2 protein-coding genes and 3 pseudogenes are annotated in these 3,639 nt (G+C 71.8%); 1 reads left to right on the forward strand and 4 read right to left on the reverse strand.

What is annotated here, in order from left to right; all coding sequences use genetic code 11:
- Nucleotides 1–79: 79 nt before the first annotated feature.
- Together AB0K09_RS31275 and AB0K09_RS31280 are read right to left on the reverse strand one after the other, a co-directional pair.
- Nucleotides 80–1,045 (reverse strand): hypothetical protein, encoded by a 966-nt coding sequence (locus tag AB0K09_RS31275; RefSeq protein ID WP_366068776.1) that lies wholly within the window; start codon nt 1,043–1,045, stop codon nt 80–82.
- A 235-nt stretch (nt 1,046–1,280) separates the two neighbouring features.
- The gene (locus AB0K09_RS31280) at nt 1,281–1,955 is read right to left on the reverse strand and encodes a ribonuclease H (protein ID WP_366068777.1); all 675 of its coding nucleotides are present in this window, start codon (nt 1,953–1,955) and stop codon (nt 1,281–1,283) included.
- A gap of 450 nt (nt 1,956–2,405) precedes the next feature.
- Between AB0K09_RS31280 and AB0K09_RS31285 the strand changes: the two are divergent.
- Nucleotides 2,406–2,582 (forward strand): annotated as a pseudogene (locus AB0K09_RS31285) (transposase); the annotation flags it as partial.
- Between the two features lie 4 nt (nt 2,583–2,586).
- On the opposite strand, the pseudogene AB0K09_RS31290 reads toward AB0K09_RS31285, so the two are convergent.
- Together AB0K09_RS31290 and AB0K09_RS31295 are read right to left on the reverse strand one after the other, a co-directional pair.
- Nucleotides 2,587–2,850, reverse strand: a pseudogene (locus AB0K09_RS31290) (aminoglycoside phosphotransferase family protein); the annotation flags it as partial.
- A 468-nt stretch (nt 2,851–3,318) separates the two neighbouring features.
- Nucleotides 3,319–3,639: pseudogene (locus tag AB0K09_RS31295) on the reverse strand (hypothetical protein); the annotation flags it as partial.

The following is a 3,639-nucleotide window of genomic DNA, read 5'->3' on the forward strand; positions in this document are numbered from 1 at the left end:
CCTCGCCGGCGAGGGCGTGCGGAGACGCGTTGACCTACCAGCGCATGTGCGGTTCTCCGCCGCCGATCTGCCGCCGGTGTCAGGCACCGGTCCCGGTGACCGTCCGGCCCTCACCAGCCGTCAGCTCCGTCAGTGCGAAGCAGCCGACGCACAGGGTCAGCAACCCGGCGATCAGGTCGGCCGTGTTGCCGACGCCCAGCAGTGCCGACGTTGCCGGCGAACGCCCCACGTCCATCCAGCCACTGGACCAGAAGACGACGCCCACGCCCGCCCAGGCCATCGCCAGCGGCACACGCACGCGTCCCCCGCGCCACCGGCGGAACACCAGCGCGTACAGGCCGACCGCCCCGGTCAACGCCGCCAGGCCGTGCACCAGATCAGCCGTGCGACCGACTGCGTTCCGCCGGGCGATCCACTCCGCGTTCATGCCGACGTCCGACCCCAGCCCCCACGCCAGACGCAGCACCCCCGAGAGGACGAGGAACCCCAGGGCGAGCACGGCGAGCACCCGCTGCATGCCCTGAGTGCCGGCCGGATCGGTCAGGTCCCGCACGCGAGTGCGCAGCAGTCCGCCCCAGCGCTCGTCGACGTACAGCGCGAACGCCGAGAGCAGAACCAGCCCTTCGGCGATCAGCCCGCCGTAGACAACACCGAACACCCATGGCTCGAGCATGTCGTTGGAGGCGACCGGGCTCTGCACGCCGGTCGCCGCGATGACGCCCAGGCCGACCGGCACCGCGACCATCAGCGTGACGAGCATGCCCGTCGCCACCCACATCGGGAGGAGGACCAGCCACGCGGGCACGCGCCGTCCGCCGGGTCGGGTCAGGACATGGGCGATCAGCGCCGCGATCCCGTCCATCCCGAAGGTCACCGCGTTCGCCGCGATCCACTGTCCCCGCGGCAGACTGCCGAGGTCCTTCACCCCCACGTCGACCCCGACGATCCAGAGCAGCTTCAGCGTCAGGTACGGCAGATATGCGACGACGGCCGACCGGGCGAGGAGCCGGCGCCTCCGGGCGCGGCGTTCAAGGTGATTACGCATGGGTACGAGCCTTCCGCGCGGTACGCGGCGGCGCATCGTCCCACAGGACAGCACACCTCCCCCGCGCGGCGGATCAGCCACCGGTCGGCCACGGATCAGGCGCCGTGCCACATGCCGCCTCGCGGGCGCCGTTCGTGAAGGTCCTCGAACGTTTCGGGAACCCGGACGGCAAAGCGGCCGGAACGCCCGCCGGCCCCTGGGAGGAGTGAGCAGCACAGGCGCGCTGTCGAGGTGTTCAGGCGGGGACGGCCGTGCGGCAGCCGGGGTGGCCCCACCCCTGCGGCCCCCTGGCAATGGGGTCCTTGGCGGCATAGGACCGCCCGCAGTGGCACCTGCCGGGGAACTTCGCCTTGATGACGCCCCCCGTCCCGCGGGCCTTCGTCGTCCTGCTCGCGGTCCGAGCAGCGGTCCGGACCGACTGGTCGGGGACGGGCAGCTCCCCACCATGGGCGGTGCCGGCCGCCTGCTGCGAAGAGGCGGCGTCGCTGGCGGCCCGGTCCGCGATTGCGTTGAGGCGGTCGCCGTCGATGCGATGCGCGGCCACGTACACGAAGTCCACGGCACGACCCGCCAGGAGGGAGTCGATGCGTACGACGAGCTCCTGGTTGGCGACGGGCTTGCCCGCAGCCGTCTTCCACCCGTTGCGCTTCCAACCCGGCAGCCACTTGGTGACCGCGTTCATGGCGTACTGCGAGTCCATCCGCACCTCGAGCGGCAGGGCGGGATCGGTGGCCTCCAGCAGCCGCTCCAGCGCGGTCAGCTCGGCGACGTTGTTCGTCGCCCTGCCCAGGGGGCCGGCCTCCCAGCGCTGCGGAATACCGTCGGCGTCGGCCACCACGTAGGCCCATGCCGCCGGTCCGGGGTTCCCTTTGCAAGCGCCGTCACAGGCAGCGATGATGCGATCAGACATACCTCGATCATGCCAGCGCGGCCGCCGCCCTGGAGACCGGACGGCTTTCGCTCGTACCTCTGCCGATGACCGGGAAGCCGGGTCCGGTGTGGCCGGACGGTACGAGGGCTCCCTGAATTGGGTGCCTTCCGCTCCGGTCTCGCTCGGCGAGTGCGCGGCCAGGGGATCCAGCCGGGGCGTTCGGCCTGGACGATCCGTTCGTCGCCCCGGAGCACCCGCAGCAGGCCGGAAGCTCGACGGTCTCCAGGGACAGTGCCAAGCCGTCCCCGGCGGCGAGGCGGGCGATCCGCTGGCGGTGTCGCTGCCGCTGCCCGCACCAACAGGAGATCGCACGGCACATCATGCTGGACCTCGTCCAGCAGGCCCAGCCGGCGGGTGGAAACCCTGGAAGTCAGTGCGGGCCATCAAGGGGATGCCGACGTCGTCGTCGAAGCGTTTACGGGGGCGCGGATCGAGCCGCTGCTGCCGGTCGTCCCGCGTAATCCGCGGCGTCCGGGCCGTAAGCGTCTGGATAGTCGCAAGGTGCGGTGCGGGATCCTGTTCGTGCTGTATACCGGGATCCGCTGGCAGTTTCTGCCCCAGGAGCTGGGCTTCGGCTGGGGGATGACCTGCTGGCGACGGCTGCGGGGCTGAGCAACTCGCACTCGTCGTCGAGTTCCGCCGTCAGTGCGACGATGCTCCGGCCCGGCCCGGCCCGGCCCGGCCCGGCCCGGGCGGGGTGGCAGCGGTGCGTCGTTCAGCTTCCGGATGGCGGCGCCCGCCGCGGCCCACGCCGCTGGCGCCCCGGTCGACGGCCCGCCGAGGCGCCCAAGTGTCGTCCCCGGGAGTGCGGCGATCGCGAGCACGGGCGGCTTGCATCACAGGACCTCCGGGGTCGGACCGGCGCGAGGCACATCGGCTCGACCTCGACGTCGATGCGCGCCTGATCGGCGTCCACCTTGAGGAACACGTCGCCGACGCGCAGGGTCGCGCGCTCGGAATGGGCGACTCGCGTGCGGTTTCGCGGCTGACTGCGTCCCGATAGCCGGCAGCCTCGTGCGCGACACCGACCTCCGACCAGGTCAAGTCCACCACTTTTGTCAGGAGTCCCAAGCGGTCCAGGGCGGTGCGGGGCGCGAGGTCCCCCATGACGACGAGCCCGGCGGACAGGTCGGCGGTGATGACGCGGGGGGTGAGTTGCGAGTGCACGGCCGCCAGGACTCGGTGCGGCTCTCGACCGGGTGGGTCCGCACCCATTCGGCGATGACGGTCCGGGGATCGACCGCGCCGCGGAGCGTCAGTACCTGTTTCTGAACCCCTGGAGGGGGGAGCCTGAAAGCAGGCGGACCAAGGGTGAAGGCGCTGACCATCACCTTCAGATCGATCAAGCCGCCGGGCTCCTCGGAAGGTTCTGAATAGCGGCGGTTCGGGCCGACTCCACGGTGTTAGGAGAGGCACCCCCCACCGTCTCGGCGACACGGCTGGCCAGGTCCTCCCACGGACGCGGAGCGACGACCGGCACGCCGACCGCCCGCGCCTGCGCGGCGAGCCACCGGCCGTACAGCACGCTGACGCGTGCGCGATGGCGCTGCGGTCCGGCCTCCGGCTCCCGGCGCAGGTAGTTGGCCGTCACCTGCCGCTCGTCGTCCTCGTGGAGGAAGACGGCGCGGACCGGACCTTTGGGCGTCGCCGGTCTGGGCAGGAC

Source organism: Streptomyces sp. NPDC049577 (genome assembly GCF_040675635.1).
Classification (GTDB): domain Bacteria; phylum Actinomycetota; class Actinomycetes; order Streptomycetales; family Streptomycetaceae; genus Streptomyces.

Coding starts and splice junctions, on each gene's coding strand:
- AB0K09_RS31275 (WP_366068776.1), bottom strand. CDS start 1,045: ATGCGTAATCACCTTGAACGCCGCGCCCGGAGGCGCCGGCTCCTCGCC.
- AB0K09_RS31280 (WP_366068777.1), bottom strand. CDS start 1,955: ATGTCTGATCGCATCATCGCTGCCTGTGACGGCGCTTGCAAAGGGAAC.